General features: G+C 36.1%; 15 protein-coding genes. 2 read left to right on the top strand and 13 right to left on the bottom strand.

Annotation, left to right across the window (positions count from 1 at the left end):
- Window positions 1-26: 26 nt before the first annotated feature.
- The 3 genes from GGE08_RS02185 to GGE08_RS02175 form a co-directional block, all read right to left on the bottom strand.
- The gene (locus GGE08_RS02185) at window positions 27-1,013 is read right to left on the bottom strand and encodes a UDP-glucuronic acid decarboxylase family protein (RefSeq protein ID WP_179383266.1); all 987 of its coding nucleotides are present in this window, start codon (window positions 1,011-1,013) and stop codon (window positions 27-29) included.
- A gap of 93 nt (window positions 1,014-1,106) precedes the next feature.
- On the bottom strand, window positions 1,107-2,396 hold the full coding sequence (locus tag GGE08_RS02180; RefSeq protein ID WP_179383741.1) for an undecaprenyl-phosphate glucose phosphotransferase: 1,290 nt from the start codon (window positions 2,394-2,396) through the stop codon (window positions 1,107-1,109).
- Between the two features lie 130 nt (window positions 2,397-2,526).
- Window positions 2,527-3,531 carry an NAD(P)-dependent oxidoreductase gene (locus GGE08_RS02175; protein WP_179383265.1) on the bottom strand — a complete coding sequence of 335 codons (1,005 nt, stop codon included), beginning with the start codon at window positions 3,529-3,531 and terminating at the stop codon, window positions 2,527-2,529.
- Window positions 3,532-3,571: 40 nt separating this feature from the next.
- Between GGE08_RS02175 and GGE08_RS02170 the strand changes: the two genes are divergently transcribed.
- Window positions 3,572-4,657 (top strand): glycosyltransferase, encoded by a 1,086-nt coding sequence (locus GGE08_RS02170; protein WP_179383264.1) that lies wholly within the window; start codon window positions 3,572-3,574, stop codon window positions 4,655-4,657.
- On the top strand, window positions 4,658-5,806 hold the full coding sequence (locus GGE08_RS02165) for a sialidase family protein (RefSeq protein WP_179383263.1): 1,149 nt from the start codon (window positions 4,658-4,660) through the stop codon (window positions 5,804-5,806).
- Between the two features lie 6 nt (window positions 5,807-5,812).
- Here GGE08_RS02165 and GGE08_RS02160 read toward each other — a convergent pair whose 3' ends face one another.
- From GGE08_RS02160 to pseB, 10 genes are all read right to left on the bottom strand, one after another.
- Entirely contained in the window at window positions 5,813-7,015 is a 1,203-nt protein-coding gene (locus GGE08_RS02160) for an O-antigen ligase (RefSeq protein WP_179383262.1), read from the bottom strand.
- Between the two features lie 42 nt (window positions 7,016-7,057).
- Entirely contained in the window at window positions 7,058-8,338 is a 1,281-nt protein-coding gene (locus tag GGE08_RS02155) for a DUF6418 domain-containing protein (protein WP_179383261.1), read from the bottom strand.
- Window positions 8,322-9,344, bottom strand: a complete 1,023-nt coding sequence (locus GGE08_RS02150; protein ID WP_179383260.1) for a hypothetical protein — start codon at window positions 9,342-9,344, stop codon at window positions 8,322-8,324. The genes GGE08_RS02155 and GGE08_RS02150 overlap by 17 nt, the downstream gene beginning before the upstream one ends.
- Window positions 9,337-10,578: an oligosaccharide flippase family protein gene (locus tag GGE08_RS02145; RefSeq protein WP_179383259.1), complete on the bottom strand. Its 1,242-nt coding sequence runs from the start codon at window positions 10,576-10,578 to the stop codon at window positions 9,337-9,339. The genes GGE08_RS02150 and GGE08_RS02145 overlap by 8 nt, the downstream gene beginning before the upstream one ends.
- 90 nt (window positions 10,579-10,668) lie before the next feature.
- Window positions 10,669-11,709 (bottom strand): pseudaminic acid synthase, encoded by a 1,041-nt coding sequence (gene pseI, locus GGE08_RS02140; RefSeq protein ID WP_179383258.1) that lies wholly within the window; start codon window positions 11,707-11,709, stop codon window positions 10,669-10,671.
- 13 nt (window positions 11,710-11,722) lie between these two features.
- Complete coding sequence (locus tag GGE08_RS02135) at window positions 11,723-12,502, bottom strand: methionyl-tRNA formyltransferase (protein WP_179383257.1); 780 nt, start codon at window positions 12,500-12,502, stop codon at window positions 11,723-11,725.
- Window positions 12,503-12,582: 80 nt separating this feature from the next.
- Complete coding sequence (locus GGE08_RS02130; protein WP_179383256.1) at window positions 12,583-13,149, bottom strand: GNAT family N-acetyltransferase; 567 nt, start codon at window positions 13,147-13,149, stop codon at window positions 12,583-12,585.
- Window positions 13,136-13,852, bottom strand: coding sequence for a pseudaminic acid cytidylyltransferase (gene pseF / locus GGE08_RS02125; RefSeq protein ID WP_257023935.1), 717 nt, complete (start codon window positions 13,850-13,852; stop codon window positions 13,136-13,138). The genes GGE08_RS02130 and pseF overlap by 14 nt, the downstream gene beginning before the upstream one ends.
- Window positions 13,821-14,975 carry a UDP-4-amino-4,6-dideoxy-N-acetyl-beta-L-altrosamine transaminase gene (gene pseC, locus GGE08_RS02120; protein ID WP_257023934.1) on the bottom strand — a complete coding sequence of 385 codons (1,155 nt, stop codon included), beginning with the start codon at window positions 14,973-14,975 and terminating at the stop codon, window positions 13,821-13,823. Before pseC ends, pseF begins: the two co-directional genes overlap by 32 nt.
- Entirely contained in the window at window positions 14,976-15,992 is a 1,017-nt protein-coding gene (pseB, locus tag GGE08_RS02115; protein ID WP_179383255.1) for a UDP-N-acetylglucosamine 4,6-dehydratase (inverting), read from the bottom strand.
- Window positions 15,993-16,026: the final 34 nt, after the last annotated feature.

Genomic DNA, 16,026 nt, shown 5'->3' with positions numbered 1-16,026 from the left:
GGCCTTTTATGTTTTTGATAATGAAATTACTTTTTGTTGTGATGGGTAAAGTCCCTGTGCTCGGTTTTTTCCAAATCTTCTTTGGACAATCCTTTAAAGAATTCAAAGGTCTTTCGCATACCCTCTTCCCGACCAACTTTAGGTTCCCATCCCAAAATCTCTTTGGCTTTGGTAATATCAGGTTGACGCTGCATGGGGTCGTCCTTTGGTAAAGGTTTGTACACAATTTTTTGATCGGTTCCCGTTAGTTTGATGATTTCCTCGGCAAAATCCTTTATGGTAATCTCGTTCGGGTTCCCGATATTGACAGGTAAGGTATAATCGCTCATGAGCAAACGGTAAATACCTTCTATCTCATCGTCCACATAACAAAAAGAGCGTGTCTGTGAACCATCACCAAAAACGGTCAAGTCTTCACCGCGAAGTGCCTGTCCCATAAAAGCTGGAATCACACGTCCATCATTCAGTCGCATTCTGGGGCCGTAGGTGTTGAAAATACGGACGATGCGCGTATCCAACCCATGAAAACGGTGATATGCCATAGTGATGGATTCCTGAAAGCGCTTGGCTTCATCGTACACTCCCCTTGGGCCAATGGTGTTCACATTCCCATAGTATTCCTCCGTTTGTGGGTGTACCAATGGATCGCCATATATTTCCGAGGTGGAAGCGATCATAAAACGAGCATTCTTCTCTTTGGCAAGCCCCAAAAGGTTGTGCGTTCCCAATGCGCCAACTTTTAGGGTCTGAATGGGTATCTTGAGGTAGTCGATTGGGCTGGCTGGCGAGGCAAAATGCAGGATATAATCCAGTTTCCCGGGAACATGCACGAAATTGGTTACATCGTGATTATAGAAAGTAAACCGCTCCAACGGAAACAGATGTTCTATGTTTTTGAGGTCTCCGGTGATAAGGTTGTCCATGGCGATAACATCATAGCCCTCTGCAATAAATCGATCGCAAAGGTGGGAGCCGAGAAAACCTGCTGCACCGGTGATAAGGATTCTTTTCATTTATCTTAATTGAATACGGTTCTTTATTTTACAAACATAATCTTTACAAACACGGGATAAAAGTTTTATCGTCAAGTATTCAAAATTTCAGGTTTAATAAGCTTTCTCTTCGCCTTTAAAGGCATTTAGAATGGTTTGTACAATAATCTTTAAATCCAAGAAAATGGACCAGTTTTCTATATAGAATATATCAAATTTAATACGGTTTTGGATATCAGATTCAGTCTCCACTTCTCCCCTATAGCCTCTTACCTGAGCCAACCCCGTAATACCTGGCTTTACAAAATGACGAACCATGTATTTGTCCACACTGCTGGCATATTCATTGGTATGCTTTACCATGTGCGGTCTCGGGCCTACCACGGACATGGTTCCGAACAATACATTATAAAACTGGGGAAGTTCATCTATACTTGTTTTTCGAATAAATCTGCCGATTTTGGTGACCCGCATATCATTTTTGGTGGCTTGAATATCATCGGCGTTTTTGTTGGGCGCCATGGACCTAAATTTATAACAATAGAATTCTCTGTTGTCGATTCCGTTTCTTGTTTGCCTAAAAAAAACAGGACCTTTGGATTCCAGTGTGATCAGTAGTGCCAAAATTGGGGTCAACCACGATAGTAGGCCTAGAATGACCAATAAGGAGAAAGCAATATCAAAGGTTCTTTTAATAAAGGCATTTATGGGATTGTCCAGAGGAATGTCCCTTAAGGAAAGTACAGGGATATAATCGTAATATTCGAACTTTAGTTTCTTGGAAAATATGTTTTTATTGTCGGGCAAGAACTTAACCGTTCTTAAATTGTTATCGGCAAAATTGATAATCTTTATTGTAAGACTATTACTTACTTCTGACACGGAGCAGTATATTTCGTCAATTTTATTGTTCAGAATAAATTCAAAACATGTCTCAACATTATAATCCTCATCTTTTAAGGAAAACTGTTTCACAAAATTGTAGCCATATTCGGGGTGTTCCTTAAATACTGAAATCAGTTGGTCGGTCTTTTTGTTCTTACCCAAGACAACCACATTTCTAATATTGCCTTTTATTCGTTCCCGATATTTCATCAATATGTAATAGTTCAAAAACTTAATAGTAGAAACTAAAACGAGTGAAATCAAAAGGTACTCGGCTATGGCCAAACGACTCATATTGGGTTGCTTAAAAAAACCAATGAACGCATACTGAATTAAAAAGAAGAAGAAAAATTGACGGAACAAAAGCGCCAAAACATGAGTAACCTTGCTATATCTATATATTGAATAAAACTGAACTTTGAATGCAATAACCGTCCATGCCACTGTTACATATGAGTGAAAAAGCAATGGGTACCTAAATTGAAGTGGTAAGTAATAGGCCAATAGGTTGATTACCATCAAGTCGATGATAAGTGAAATAGGGACTATAAGTCCGGAATATCTATGGTTGCTAAAGAACAAATTAAAAGTTGTTTTATATCAATAATAGTAAACAATGCTACGTAAAGGCACTTAGAAGTACGGATAATTAAAAATCCTCTGGCGCAACTGTTTTCCAATGCTCCAAAGACTTTTCAAAGCCATACTTAAACTCAAAGCCATTATCGATTAAGTACTGTGGCTTTATGTTGGTTGGAAAACCAGCCTTTTTTACCCTAACTGGATGAATATCGGTTTTTTTTCCCGTTAGCTTTACGAGTATTTGATAAACACTGGCAATTAAAGCCAAAATAGTAGTTGAAACCGAAAGTGTAGGTTTTGAATAGCCCAGTTTTCGTTTAACTATTTTTGTCATTTCCTTTAACGGCACAAGTGGGTTTTCCGCATAATTATAAATAATTTGAGGCTCGTCAATGGTGTCCATTGTAAATAACATACTATCTATAAGGCCGTGAACATAACCATATGCCTTAATCACTTTTCCTCCATTAGGTAAGATAAAAGTCCCTCTTTTCAGCGCCTTAATCATTCTATAAACATTCCCCGGGTCATTCGGGCCATATATCACACTTGGTCTAACGATGATCAGCCTTCTATTCTGCTTGTCACGTTCAAGCCATTTTTGATGTGTCTGTTCGGCCAATGCCTTAGAAATCCCGTAGCCTGTTTCAGGATACAGATTTGTTTTTTCGGTACTTTGATTCATTGACCTACCATAAGGGGCTATACTACTGGTAAAGAAGATATTCATTATCTCCAATCTTTCTGCAAAGGCATTTATATGAATTGCTCCAGGAACGTTGGTGTCAAAATATTCTCTAAATTCGTGACCAGGTTCCCGATGAACAGCTGCAAAATTGAAGACCCAAGACTTCTTGCCGTCCAAAACCCTCCCTAAGTTCGGTAGTTCTTTTCGCACATCGGCGAACATGTATTCCAATCTTCCAGAGCTAATTTCATCCTCAAACCCTTTCAGAGGTTTTATGTCCATGACGATGTAGTGCTCAAATCTGTTGTTCGCAAGTAAATGTTTAAGCAGATTTGTTCCAATATAGCCAGAACCTCCAATAATTATTGCCGTTTTGCTTTTCATGTTCAATTTTTCGGGTTAAAAATAGTTTATTTTTGTCTGTATGAAAAAAATTAGAGTTTTACATATAACAGAACCTTTTGCCGCGGGCGTCTATAATTATGTTAAGGAAATATGCAGCTTTTTTGACGATGAATCCAGATTTGAAAGTTATGTAATATATAGTCCGAACAGAAATGGAACAGACTTTGAAAAAATAAAGAAGGATTTTTCCCAGCGCACTACTTTAAAGCAGGTTCCCATGTCTAGGGAAATAGATATCAAGTCTGATTACCAAGCCATTGTTTCCCTTATTAAGGAGATTAGAAAAATACAGCCTGATGTTATTCACCTTCATTCTTCAAAGGCAAGCATCTTAGGCAGGATAGCATCCGTTTTTTATGGAAAAGCCAAAGTTTACTATACTCCCAATGGGTATTCCTTTTTACGCCAAGATATCGGAAAAGGTAAAAAAAGGTTCTTCTTTCTAGTTGAAAAGTGGATTACTAAATTTTTCGGAGGGACAACCATTGCCTGTGGAGATACCGAATATGAACATGCTAAAAGAATTGGAAAGGCTAAATTGGTAAGAAATGGTGTCTCACCAAATAAATTGTTAAAGTATAATACCGTAATTGAAAAAAACAAGTTTAGGGTGGGTACTATGGGGCGATTAAGCCCACAGAAAAACCCTAAGCTTTTTAATGAAATTGCCAAGAAACTACCAGAAATTGAGTTCATATGGATTGGTGCCGGTCAATTACAAACTGAGTTGACTTCAAAAAATATACATGTAACCGGTTGGAAGACTCATGATGAGGCCATGAAGTTGGTCAACACATTTGACGTTTATATTCAAACTTCACTGTGGGAAGGATTGCCATTCACCATAATTGAATCTATGGCGCTAGGCAAGCCAATTATCGCCACAAATGTAGTTGGCAATAAAGATGCAGTTGAAAATGGGTATAACGGCTTTTTATGTGATGATTCACTATGTTTTGTTAAGCATTTAAACTTGCTTCGTCACCAAAAAAATGTTTTATTGGAAATGGGGAAGAATTCAGTGGACCGGTGTAATCAGATGTTTGACCAAAAGAAAAATTTCGAGAGCTTAAAAGCAATTTATACCAATGCAATAGATTCCTAAATGAATTATTCTAGTTTTTTTGTGATTTTTTTCGTGTCAACTTTTTTTTCATGCCATACGGTAGATAATAAAGCATTACAAAACACCGAAAAATACAAAATAAGCGATCTTAAAATCTTGGCCTCTGAAGGGCATGTTGCAGAAGGAGGACTTGCAAGGTTACCTAATGGCAATATTTTGGTATTGTATAGAAAAGACCCTAGTTTTTCCCATGTAAGTAATTCTGGGGAAATAATGGGTAAGCTATCCGAGGATAACGGCAATAGTTGGGGAGATGAATTTGCTGTTTACAATAGCAAATATGATGATCGAAACCTTGTGGTGGGTCAGTTAGCTTCTGGAGAGGTTATTGTTGTTTTTAGAAGATATGATGATCAAAGACAAAAAACCATAGATGCTGGCTACATTAAAAGTAAAAATGGCCTCGATTGGGGCAATTACAAACCAATACGTAATACGGAGGGTGTATTTAACCAACCATTTGGAACAATAGGTCAAAGTGGCAAAACGAATTCATTTTTAATTGCGTTTGAAAACGGTGTCATAAAAAAATACCATTCAAATGACAATTTCGTTGTTAATCTCTCAGAGAAAACAATAATCCACGCTCCAGACAAAAATCTGCAGGAACCTTTTGAGGTTTTGCTAGACAATAACCAAAGTATAATTCTATGTAGAAACGGTAAGGGTGATTTAGGTGAACCCTCTTTTTTTCAGTTCAGCTCAAAAAATGGGGTTGACTATAAATATGATGGACCGACCAACATTTTTGATGATTTCGAATATTCAGTTCGAAGTCCTATTTCACTAACCTATTCTGAATCTGACAAGATATTGGAGGTTATGGGAAATTCTCGATACTTATATCAAACCAGCAAGAATGAGAAAAACAGCATAAGAATATATACTCAATCAGCTAAGGCGGTCTTAAAGGATTCTAAAGCTTATGACTTAAGCACTTCTATTGCCCGCCCTATTCCCTCAGATCATTGGTTCTACGGATATCCAAAAAGTATTGATTTGACCAGGGACAAGAGGTTGTACATTATATCCGATGCAAAAATTCATGACCCTGAAAAACAGGGTTCACACATAAAAAACGAAGATGCTGATTTGTTCTATTTTACTGTCTCATTAAAGAAGGAGTAATTCGATTTACGTTTTATGAACTTCCATTCTTGTTTTCAGAATCAAACTCATAATAATCGCAAAAAGGAATACGCCTTTTTGTCTTATCAAGACAGATTCGGTCATAAAAGCTAAAAACAACACCATTACACAAAGTATAGTTTGCATACTTTTTTGTTTAACTCCAATTTTTAAGGTTAGCAAAAAAATGGACAATAAAGTTATTAACCCCAATATTCCATGATTTAATGTTGTTGTTAAAAATTGATTGTGAGAATTAAGCCCTTTCAAGTCCCCATAACCATTCTCAATATATTTTTCATCCAAAAAACGCTGAGACCCATTGGGTCCGTATCCCATTAAAGGCTTTTCCTCGATTAAAGAAATTGAACTACTCCAAAGTTTAGTGCGAAGAGACATTTTGTGATAATCTTCTCCAACTTCAGAAACATACTCTTCAGTTCCAAATCCCAAGTTGGACAAGGTGTCAAAAAGCTTGTCCTTAGCATACTTAGATGAGTTTAAAGCAACAACTGCAACAACTAGTAAAAGAGCTATTTTCAAAAAAAAACTTGGCTTTATTATCGTTTTCCAATTTCTGCCAAAATAAACAATACTAATCAACAAAAAACTAAAGGCCCCTATTCTTACACCCGAAAGAAAAATGAAAATAAAAAAGACTAACGCCATTATCTCAATATATTGTTTGAGCTTCCTCTCTGTCAGCAGGAAAACGTAAGCAATATTGATATACAATGCATCATATGGGTAATGAAAGTGATACATTGATCTTTGCACAAAATTGTAGTTCAATCTATGTTCGTGATTAACATAAAAATTATACCCCAAACTTATAAAGGCCACTAAACAAAAAAGAAAACAACTCCAAACGAAAATTCTTTTAGCCAATTGTATTTGATTGCTTGATAGCCGAGCCACTGAAATAGTCATTGGCAATACAAGCATTGGTAGTTGAGAGGCGATTCTACTATATTTTAAGCCCTCCTCATAGGAGTAAAAAAGTCCAACTACAATCAATAAGTAATATATGTAAAACACATAAAAAAATCTGTTGTGCTTAGGCACCTGGAGTGATTCATCCCTTTTGAAATCAAGAATTACCATCAAAACGAAAATTGCAAGCGCAAGAGGGGCCAAAATCATCGGGAAAGGCAGCGTGGCCATTAGAAGAATAAAAGAATAACTAACTAATCGATTGGTATTTATCATGTGTTTTAGTTCTTACGATTCGTTATTTGCTCTTCGTCAAAATCAATTTGTTGGAATTATATTTTCCTTCTTTTTAATACGAAAAAGAATAAACGCTAAAAACAGGTAAATCAGAATAAACAGTATCGGAATTTTTAGTTTGTAAAAATACCCCATAGTAAAGGCATACATTGCCCAATTAAAAAACTGAAACGTAATTACTGATACAATATATGCTTCTTTAATTATGAACTTGTACAACAACCAACCTAGCAACCCTAAAATTGTTATTGAAAAAAATATATGGACTAGTAAAGCAAGCCAAGCAGGGTAAATCATCAATAGTATACTTGGATATCCATTTGTATAGCTAGCCCCTTTCTGTTTTGCCTCGTCAAGGACTTCCCTGTTGGGCATGAACTGATACATTAATTCATGCATACCATATTCCAAATCACTTAGGTCATATGTGTGCTCACCGGAATTTACCATGTAGGTTTCAACGGTTCCCCAAAATAAATGTCCCTGAAGGCCAAATGCTCTATAAACAATTGCTTCGTTTGGATTGCTAATGCCTATATATCTGTACGGGGGATTATTTTCATATCGCTTGTAGATGACATAATATGACGATCCAAAAATTAGGATTACAGCGATTATCGTCTTTATATTAATGAATTTTCTAAGATTTACCTTTTCTGGCGCATAGGTTAGCGCATTCGGTAAAATAAACGCATAAAGTCCCGAAACAATGGGAGAAAACTTTTGCCCTATTGTAAAATTATAAGCAAAGTACACCACCATAAGAAAAATAGCTGTTTTCCTATGCTTCTTAAAAACAATTCCTAGGCAAAAAGGAATAAAAACCGAAACGTTTCCGAAAATTTTATTTAAGAATGGGTATTGCGAATTTTTCCAATACGTGAATCGTGTCACCGAATCATCAAAAATTGGAAGCTTGGACTGTGCAGCATTAACCAATAATATGAACAAGGACAATAATGCAACTAAGAGAACAACTTTTGAATCAATATTAGTTTTGCCAAGTTTAATCTTTATTGCCGAAATATCATAAGACCTTAAGCTATTGAAAGTAAGTGATATAAAAAAAAAGGTGAAAACAAAATATAATAAGTAGAAGAATGTGGCACCAACAAAAAAGCTATCTCGCCCTTGCTCGCTTATATATATTCCTTCTTCGATATAAATTAATGAAGGTATAATGGTCAACGCCTGGAAAACCAACATTCCATATAGGAAAAATAGCTTCCACTTTGTCTTTATTGTATAATACAAAAAGATAATTAAACATATAAGGACCGTAACATTAATGGCTAATGTCATTCAAAATAGAAATTTCAAGGTTTTTATACAGTTCTCCTATTTCAGGAAAATCATCCATATAAGGAAACACATACAAGTTAACGTTATCCCGCTTTAATGCCAGTTTTATATTAAGGATTGCCGTTGATTCAAAAGAGAAAATGTTTTTGGGAAGCAATTGGCCCAAGCACTCTTCAACAGGAGTAGGGTCATCATAAAGTAGGTATTGGCCAAAAACCTTTTTCAGAAGGTTCTCTGCCGTTTTAACGTCTCCATTTCTATGAGGTTTGTAATAAATTTTTCTGTCTCCTACTTTATCGAGAACATGATTAAAGAGCTTTTCCAATTTTTGAGAATACTCCTCTTTACCATCAATCTCTTGTCTAATATCTTGGCCAATAATTAAAACGTTTTCCGAATTGGGTTGATAGTCAATAGGCTCAAAAGGTAAGAATATGGATTTATCCGGACATATTGCTTTCTCTGGCATTCTAACGTATTGTGCATTGACCCAGCTCTTGAATATTTGTGTGGGATGATCGTAGAATATTTTGAATTTTAATCCAATTAACGAACAAAGTATCTTTTTAAAAAACAAACTCCTGTAGTTGACTTTAGGCATGTAGTAATTTAGAATCCCGTCTTCAACCACATAAAATTCATTTTGGTTATTCTTTAAAAGTTCATTGGCAAAATGATTTGTGATAACATCTTCAAAATGGCAGAAGTATAGGTTCACGCTTGATTGCCCAATGATATTTTTAGCTTTGATATAAAATCTCTTATATCCTTTTAACTTTTCTATCTGAAATAACGCTTTTTTAACAAAAGACCTAGGTCTGTACCTAAGATTTAAGTCTCCCTGAACAACCTTATCCCATAGTTTTTCATTAAAATTGAAATTGCCAGGATTTAGCAGGATAAGGTGAGTTTCTTTCAAGGTAAATTTAATCAGACTTTGAAAACTGCTAATATGGCTTGGAGAAATAGCAATAAAGACCGCAACATTGTTTATTTTACTACTCATAGTTATTTCTTATATGTAACCAATTATTTCTTTTTAAAAACCATAAGACTCCATAACTAAGTAAAGTAGAGCCTGCCGCCGCGTATATTCCAAATGCTTTAATGAACAATAAATTAAGTAGAATATTAAGAACAGAGCTTATTAAGATGGGGTAAAATATTTCTTTATCCTTTTTAAAACCATAAAGCAGATAATGGTAAAAGAGGGAAGCGTTTAGCATACCGTTACTAAAAACCGTAATAAAAAAAACAGGATAGCTTTCTAAGAACTCTGGTTTTTGCAACCATGATAATACCGGAAAAATACTAATACTTACTATGGCAATTACTACCAAAGTGGTGCGTGTTAATTCCTTCTTCAAAGCCTTTATCTTTGCTTCGATTTCCACTTCGTTTTTTGCTGCAATTGTCCTCAATAAATTAGGAACCAAAAGGGTGAAAGTCAAAGTAGTAACGACTATATTGATGATGTTAGCGAAATTCACATAAAATGAGTATACACCTACGCTTTCTTTTCCTAAAAAATAATCTATTACGAATCTATCAGAATACTCGATCACTTTATATGCAATAGTACCTATAAAAAAGGGTGTGCTGATTCTAACTCCCTTTTTTAGCCATCTCCATCTAATTGAAAGTTTTTGCCCTTGAATAAGGTACTGCTTTTTTTTAGCTAATACATAAATAACGCAGAACATAAAACTTAGAACGGAACCTAGCAGCCAAAAAAACAATGTTTTCTTGATGGTTAAATCTCCCAAATACCCCGTAATGTTCAGGACGGCCAGTGGGCCAATCCAACCCGCTGTTCTTAAAAACAGAGTAAAGTTTGCATGATGGAATTTATTGAATAGATTAAAAAGCCTAAATGCTTCTTGACACAAATGCTCAAAAATCAATATTAGGTAAAAAAGAATACCATACTCCAAAGGAATAAAATTATTTAAAAACAAAACAAAAAGTAGTGGAACAATTGCGACGTAACAAAACAGATGGAACAACAATTGATTAATTAGCATGCCCACCTGTTCTTCTTCATTTTCCAAAATCTCTCTATGCGAATAATTGTAAAAATCAAATCCTACAATAAATAAGAAAAATGTTATCGAAGTAAAAAAAAGATTTATTGTTCCATATTCGTCCACTGCCAACTCTTTGGAAAGATAAATTAGCAAGAGAAATTTGAATCCCATGGATAGGCCTCTCAACGTCGCAACTGCAATCTTTTGCTTCATTATTTTAAAAATAAAAAGGACCTTACCAAGCAAAGTCGGAAATATGAAAAAAGACAATAACTTCCCGTTCTCAGATTGAGCTCGAGATATTCATTTTATCATCTTCTCATTTAAAGGAGTTCCTTTCAAATAATCTTCTCTAAATGTTTTTCCCAGTACTTCATTCAAAAATTTTGGGTGCATCCCATAACCTGGCCTAATGGACCGGACATTGTTCTCTGTAATTCTTTCACCCGCCTTTACATCACTAACCAAAAAAAGAGAACGTGCGAATTTCCTGTTTTTTCTGACTTTTTCTGAAATTTCATACGAAACCGTACCTAATAACCTTTCCGTATCCCGAACCTTATCAACCATATCTTTGAACTCATTCATATCCAATGAAAAGTCTGCATCTGGACCTCCAATGGATTTATCAAGAATGAAATGTTTTTCAATGACTCGTGCTCCTAAGGTAACAGCTACCGTAGGGGCCAAGCTACCATAAGTATGATCACTAAATCCAACCTTAACATTGAATCTTTCCTTTAAATCAGGTATTGTCTTAAGGTTTGCTAACTCTAACGGAGCAGGATATGAAGAAGTGCACTTTAACAAGATTATTTCACGGTTACCCATTTTATGGCATGCGTCAATTGCCAATTGTATGTCTTCTAAATTTGCAATTCCTGTGGACATAATCATTGGTTTGTTCTTTGACGCAGCATATTCTATAAGCGGGATGTCTTGGATCTCAAAAGAAGCAATTTTGTATGCAGGAACATTTAATTCTTCCAAAAAGTCAACCGCAGATTTATCAAAAGGAGACGAGAAGCAAATCATTCCTTCACTCTTTGCCAATTTAAAAAGTTCTTCATGCCACTCCCAAGGTGTATAGGCCTCACCATAAAGCTCATACAGTGTCTTTCCATCCCATAAAGTTCCCTCATGAATTTGAAAGTACTCGTTGTCACAATCGATTGTTAATGTGTCAGGAGTATATGTTTGGAGCTTTATCGCGTTAGCTCCTGCCTCTTTTGCCGCAATTATTGTTTTCTTGGCTATCTCAATATCCCCATTATGGTTAGCCGATAATTCAGCAATGATAAAGCAAGGGGACGTTTCATTTATTTCAAAATTATCTATTTTCATGTTTTATGTATTATCATTCAAATTGCTGATTCACTTTAAGAATTTGAGCATCTGACTTCTTATGTAAATGTAATTCTAATGCGCCATTGGGCGTTTTAACAATCAAAGGCGATACTGATAAAATAGTGCCGTTTTTTGTTTCATAATGAAATCCAAGGTTACTATAGGTACTTGATTCAAAAACTATTCTCCTATTGTTGACAATACTAAAGGCGCCAGGATAAGGCGGTGACTGTGCGCGAATCCAATTATGGATTCTCTTTCTATGCCAATCCCAGTTTATCAGTCCATCTTCTGGAGTTCTTTTTCCAAAATAAGTAGCCTCCTCAACCTTCTGGGGTCTTGGTTTCAAATGGTTCTTACTAATGCTCTCTAAAACCGAGTTAAGCAAAACCGGATATGCGTTAGCGTATTTTTCCAAAACGCTTGCACCTGTATCATTTGGTTCAATTCTTATTCTATGTTGTTCAAGAATTTCTCCCGTATCACATCCCTCGTCAATAAGGTGGGCCGTGATGCCAGTCCACTTCTCATCGTTTATTATGGCCCAAACATGTGGCGTTCTGCCCCTATACTTGGGCAATAGAGACCCATGTATGTTGAATGCACATTTTTTAGGTAAATTAATTAAGTCCGCCTCTATAAGAAACAAATAATTTACGGATATCAAAACGTCGATGTCGACATTTCGAATAAACTCTGAACAATTTCCACGTCTTGGGTTACCTATATAGGTTTTTATACCTGATTTTTCGCAAAAGTTGATAATCTCAGAAGACCTTTTATCTGTCATTACAAAAATCAATTGGTGCGACCTTTGCAATTGGCTCAATACAATGCTTCCCAAACCTCCACTAATCAAAAGCCCTAACCTCATTGCCCCGATAATTTTGAATATATAACAACATCCTTAAAACTACCATCAAAATAGCAGTGCTCAATTAATCTTGCGTCCAAAAAATAATTGCTCTTTTTTAATGTTTCATACAAATGTGGCCGCAAATCAAATGCATAAACAAAAATCTTATGAAGAAATAATCCTTTAAACGCCACTTCTTCAATCAAAGACAAAAAGATGGACCAGTTTTTGTGAAAATCGATTTTCTCCAAACTTGTGTCCATTATAAACGAAATCTCTGCATGTTTATCTATCCAATTTATGTGGACCAGCCCACCATAACCAATACAAATATCATCTTTAAGAAACGAGAAAAGTACTTGATCAGGTTTTTCTTGTATAAACAGTTTAGCGACAACGGATTTAAAATACTTATCTTGATTTTTTTTGGTTAGTGGTTCAGATTGTCTTAAATGGTAAATCTGTTCATTTCGCCACTTCATAATATTAACCCTGTCTTGGTATCTAATCGGCACTAAAGCAAAGTCTTCAAAGAAGATGCTGCTTTTTTCTAGAAATGGGTATGCATTAGGAAATTTCATTCTGACTAAGTTGATATTTTAATTCAGCCAATTTCCAATCCATCTCTGTATCAATGTCCTGGACATGGAATTCATCCAGTTCAATAAAAGTTGTGTTTGTTGGCATCAAGGTTTTCTGATTTAAAATGGCTTGGGGTTTAAAAAAATAGTATTGACCTGCGTCGTGGTAGGTTACTTCTAAATCTTGGCTTCTTGATTTTTCAAACTCAGGATAAATATACTTTAAGTAGGTTCCTCTTATCTTAAAGGCCCTCTGAACAGGAAATGAAAACCTCACAATCGGAATAACGGCCTGACTTTCGTCATTTAATTTTAAAAGAGCATTTTTTAAGCTGTTGGAAGTAACAAAAGGGGCGCACGGGTAAAGACAACATACATGCTCAAAAAACTTACCCTGTCTATTATAATTGTCTAAACTTTCTTTTATTACATCGAATGTAGTCGCAAAATCATCCGAATTCTCTTTGCTGCGAAGAAAAGGAACTTTTGCTCCATATTTGACAGCAATTGAAGCAATTTCTTTATCATCCGTAGAAACCATAACCTCATCGAACAGATTGCTCATTAATGCAGCCTCAATAGAATATGCAATGATAGGTTTTCCCAAAAAAGACTTTATATTTTTACGTGGTATTCTTTTACTTCCACCCCTTGCTGGTATTATACATAGGTTACTCATCACAAAAATCAAGTACTTTTTCAATCACAAATTCTTGCTCTTTTTCCTCCAAAGTAGGATACATAGGCAAGCTAATACATCTTGAATAGTAGGTTTCTGCGTTTGACAAATCAGCGTCACTATAGCCAATTCGATTATAGTAGGGCAGTTTATGCACTGGGATGTAATGGATCTGTGCAAATATGTTGTGCTGCCTTAAATAGTCATAGAGGCCTTTTCGGTCTTCTACCTCAATTACAAATAGATGATGCGCATTGTAACTATTTTGAGGAACTTTCTGGTATTTTATCTTTCCTTCAAAAGCCTCTTTATAACGCTCCGCAATTTGATTTCTTTTATGCACGCCAACTGGGTTTTTTCTCAGTTGCGTTATGCCTAGTGCAGACTGAATATCAGTTAATCTGTAGTTGAACCCCAATTGTTGCATTTCATAAAACCACCCACCATGATCTTCTTCCATTCTGTCTTTGGTTATGCCATGGGTTCGCAACAAAGAAAGCTTATTGTAAATCTCTTCATCGTTAGTTGTTACCATTCCTCCTTCACCACAAGCTATATGCTTAACGGGATGAAAAGAGAATACGCATACATCTGAATAGTTTGAATTGCCACACATTTGCCGTTTTCCAGAAGAATCTATGAAATAACCTCCAGGAGCATGACACGCATCTTCAACAATCCATAGGCCAAACTCATCTGCAAGTTCTCTAAATGCTTCAACATCTACTGGTAAACCTGCGAAATCCACCGGAATTATCCCCTTAAAAAACCCTTTTGGCTTACTTTCCAGTAGCTTTCTAGTATTGTCCAAGGACAATAAATAAGTTTCAGGGTCAATGTCCGCAAACCATACTTCCGCCCCTACATATCTGGCACAGTTAGCGGAAGCAGCAAAAGTTATTGGAGTCGTTATGATTCGGTCGCCCTTTTTCAGGCCCAAAGAAAGAACCGCAAGGTGCAGTCCCGACGTTGCATTATTTACCGCAACTGCATATTTAGACCCCACATAATTAGCAAAAGCTTCTTCAAACTCCTGTACTTTTGGTCCTTGTGTTAAAAAATCTGCTTTCAATGTGGAGACCACAGCCTCAATATCCTCTTCGGATATGTCCTGTCTTCCATAGGGTATTGGGTCCATTGATTTCATCTATACAGAAAATGTTGGGTCTACATGATTTTTTATCAACTCTCTTAAGGTTTCGACACTTTCCCAAACTTCATTGTTCCCTGAGTTGTAACTAAAACCTTTTGGCACCTTTTTGGCGTTAAACGATTCAATGAATTCTTCCATGCTCCAATTTGGAGTTGAAGGTAGTATAGCGTAGTACTTGCCCAAATCATAAGTATAAAATGAATCAGACGGAGTTATCATTTCTTCATGAACTTTTTCTCCCGGTCTTATTCCCACAATAGGTTTCTCACAATCGGGTCCTATGGCCTCAGCAACGTCCATTATTCTGTATGAAGGTATTTTTGGGACGAATAGTTCTCCTCCCCAAGCATGCTCCAAGGCGTGCATGACCATTTCAACGCCGCCCATTAAAGAAATATTGAAACGCGTCATCTCTGGGTCTGTGATGGGCAAAACCCCCTCCTGATCTCTCTTTTTGATAAAGAAAGGTATAACCGAACCATTAGAGCCCATGACATTTCCATATCTTACAACAGAGAACTTTATTGGATTGTGACCTTTAATGTTGTTTGCCGCGATAAACAATTTATCGGAGGTAAGTTTTGTTGCTCCATATAAGTTAATAGGTGCGCATGCTTTATCCGTTGACAAGGCAACTACCCGTTGGACATTGGTTTCAAAACAAGCGTCCACAACATTTTGTGCCCCTCCAATGTTTGTTTTGATACATTCTTCTGGGTTGTATTCTGCCAGATGGACGTGTTTCATGGCCGCTGCATGTATTACATAATCAACTCCCTTGAAAGCTCTTATCAACCTGTCCTTGTCCCTTACATCCCCAATGAAAAATCGTATCTGCGGAAATTTTTCTTGAGGATATTCCTGAGCCATTTGAAATTGCTTTTGCTCATCTCTTGAAAAAATTATTAGTCTACGAACATCAGGATGTTTTTCAAAAATATGTTTGGTTAACGCTTTCCCAAGCGAACCAGTTCCTCCTGTAATTAAAATTGATTTTCCTTCAAAATCCATTAAATTGTGATTTGTTTACAATCGTATTAAATAT

Source organism: Allomuricauda sp. ARW1Y1 (genome assembly GCF_013407935.1).
Taxonomy (GTDB): Bacteria; Bacteroidota; Bacteroidia; order Flavobacteriales; family Flavobacteriaceae; genus Flagellimonas.
Note: the sequence above shows the minus strand (reverse complement) of the source record. Positions and strands in the feature narration are given on the sequence as shown.